General features: G+C 39.4%; 5 protein-coding genes. All 5 read left to right on the top strand.

Going from position 1 to position 2,542, the window contains the following annotated elements; genetic code table 11:
- The coding region (locus tag ACYUCY_RS18255) for a hypothetical protein (protein ID WP_460227974.1) at positions 1–181 on the top strand (181 nt) is incomplete at its 5' end.
- Positions 182–617: 436 nt separating this feature from the next.
- Positions 618–902 carry a hypothetical protein gene (locus tag ACYUCY_RS18250; RefSeq protein WP_460227973.1) on the top strand — a complete coding sequence of 95 codons (285 nt, stop codon included), beginning with the start codon at positions 618–620 and terminating at the stop codon, positions 900–902.
- A gap of 121 nt (positions 903–1,023) precedes the next feature.
- Positions 1,024–1,311 (top strand): hypothetical protein, encoded by a 288-nt coding sequence (locus tag ACYUCY_RS18245; protein WP_460227972.1) that lies wholly within the window; start codon positions 1,024–1,026, stop codon positions 1,309–1,311.
- Between the two features lie 15 nt (positions 1,312–1,326).
- Complete coding sequence (locus ACYUCY_RS18240) at positions 1,327–1,845, top strand: hypothetical protein (RefSeq protein ID WP_460227971.1); 519 nt, start codon at positions 1,327–1,329, stop codon at positions 1,843–1,845.
- 100 nt (positions 1,846–1,945) lie between these two features.
- Positions 1,946–2,251: a hypothetical protein gene (locus ACYUCY_RS18235; RefSeq protein WP_460227970.1), complete on the top strand. Its 306-nt coding sequence runs from the start codon at positions 1,946–1,948 to the stop codon at positions 2,249–2,251.
- Positions 2,252–2,542 lie beyond the last annotated feature (291 nt).

Genomic DNA, 2,542 nt, shown 5'->3' with positions numbered 1-2,542 from the left:
CGAAGGTGCTACCCCACCTAGCAAGTTGCGCATGAAAATATATTTATTTTGTGGTGTTCTAAGTATCGGTATAGTGTTGTTCAACTACGCTATAACATTTTCATTTTATAGCTTATTGTTTTTATTGCCTCTATTAGTTACTAGTCATTTTGTTTATCTATCTAAAGGCTATTTATGGTAAATCACTTAACAAATAAAGCCATGCGAAAACCTACGCGTTGCTCCGTTTTCGCATGCTTTAGGCGTTATGTGTGGCAAACAAGTGCAATAAAGGTAAATTATGAGTATGAAAATTAATTTGGCCTATCAGTATTTTGCTTTACTGATAGGTATTTCTTGTCTAATTTCAGGATGGTTTTCGGATAAAGGCTTGATGTTAGCGGTCGGATGCATTGTAGCTATCGGCGCCACTGGGACCATAATACATTCAAGGACGGGAAAACATAATCCGTCATCAAAGCTTCCAAAAGACATTAAGACTGATGGCTAAATTACTACATCTAAGCTTGTTGCAACAAATATTCTCCGAAATAGATGGAGCACATAACAAACGTAGGCACCGGGAAAATTTTTCCGCTGCGCTCCAAATTTTCCCGTGCTACGGGCGTTAAATGTATATGAACCTACCACCTGACAAATTCCCACTTGAGCGAGTAGACACAAATGGTGTTGCAATCAGTGAAGGTGATTTTGTAAAAATATTGCATATTCCAGATTGGCTAGTGAGCGACTTAGATGACGAGTCTTTAAAAGCGGTTAAGGCATGCGAAGGTAAAGAGATGAAAATATATGAAATAGATGACTACGGATATGCTTGGGTAGAAACCGTAACTCTAGAAACAAAATCAGAATACAAAAGTAATAGTTTTTGTATGGAGCCTAAAAATTTACTCAAAAAATAAAACATTTAACAAAGCAATCTTGAGCGCCGCTGAAAAGCGCGGCTGGGACAAGTATTCCGCTGCGCTCCATACTTGCCCCAAATTGCGGCGTTATGTGTATGTAATGCTCTAGGAGTAATTTTTGAAAATATTGCCTTACCTGAAATGGATAATTGGAATAGCTGGACTATTCACGGCAATCTATACATCGAGGCTTATCTCAGAAGTATATGTAGAAAGAGATTTGGCAGCGTACGTCCAAGAACACGGAATGGAACCAGATAGAAATCAAGTGGAAGAACTCAGGCAAGCATCAATCAAAGAAGCCGCTTTTTATATCTTTATTTTCATGTTCGGTGTAATGGCTTCTTGTGCATGGTTAGCATTTCCTAAACAATCAAATATTAACAAGCGGCGGGTAAACACATAACAAGGCCAGCCAGGTTTGCGCAACAAAAAAACGTTGCGCGGGACAAATTTTCCGCTGCGCTACAAATTTGCCCCTGCTGGCGGCGTTAACTATATATTGATGAACAGAATCATAATTTTAACTTTCTTCGTACTTTTCGCCGGATGTGGCAACCATTCTTTTGAGTGGGGAGAACCAAGGTTTGACGCAAATGATATTTCAATATTCGAATTAATCACGAATGGAGAAAAGTTTGATGGTTGGCGTGTCCGAGTAAGCGGAACAGGCATTATACAATTCGAATCGCACTTGCTTTTTGTATCGAATGAGCGGTATCAGAAATTTGATACTTCAAGCTCAATAAAACTAGATATCGAACCTGAGGAACTGGAGTCGAATTATAGTGATTTGAATAAATTTACGGGAAGTTGGTATCTAATTGAGGGAATTTATATTCATCAAGGTAGAGAAGAATTACCACAAGATGTTTTGCAAATTGGTTCAGATTATCCGGGCATTTTAACCAAAATAAATAGAATATCAATATATGACTAAAATAGTTAACAAAGCAATCGTGCGGATTTTTATAAGCTCCGGCTTTGCCTCCACTTATAAAATCCGCACATCGCGGCGTTATGTGTACGAGTAATTCTGAATGAGCATCACCATAGAAAGAAGAGGAGTTTGGTTATACGACGGTGTAGCTGAGAAGCCAGTCGATATAATCAATCTCTCTTATGACTGGTGGTATAGCTTAGCTGAAGCTGACGATATGCTAGAGCCAGACGAAGAACCTGAATCGCTAAATGAACATGGTGTTCTTTATTATGTCCGGTTCAGAAATGCAGGTGAGAGCCAAGAACCAACTTGGGTTGATTCCCGAGGCTTCCAAAAAATAAATGAAGCCATTGAAGAGGCCGAATCAAAAGTTACAGGTATTATTCAATGGCAAAACACATAACAAGCAAAGGCAGCATCGCCCTGCGGGCTGGACGCGCTAACGCGCGCCGCTGCTTTGGGCGTTACGTGTATTAAAAATCATAATTTAGTGTCGCCGCAAAAATAAAAGTGCATTCTTTAAGTTACAAAAGATGCTAGAGAATTCGGTAGTAACCCAAACCCTATCGCGGGGTAAAGAAGCCACGGAGCAAGGTTAAAAATTTAATTCTATAAGTATCGTCGTTTGCGGCTCAGTAAAGTTCGTCGCAAGTACTTTTGCAGCAATAAAGTTCTAATCGGTAGCTTGCTAAAG

This window comes from Aurantivibrio infirmus (genome assembly GCF_054767315.1).
The sequence above is the reverse complement of the archived record's forward strand: the minus strand, read 5'-3'. Positions and strand labels throughout refer to the sequence as shown.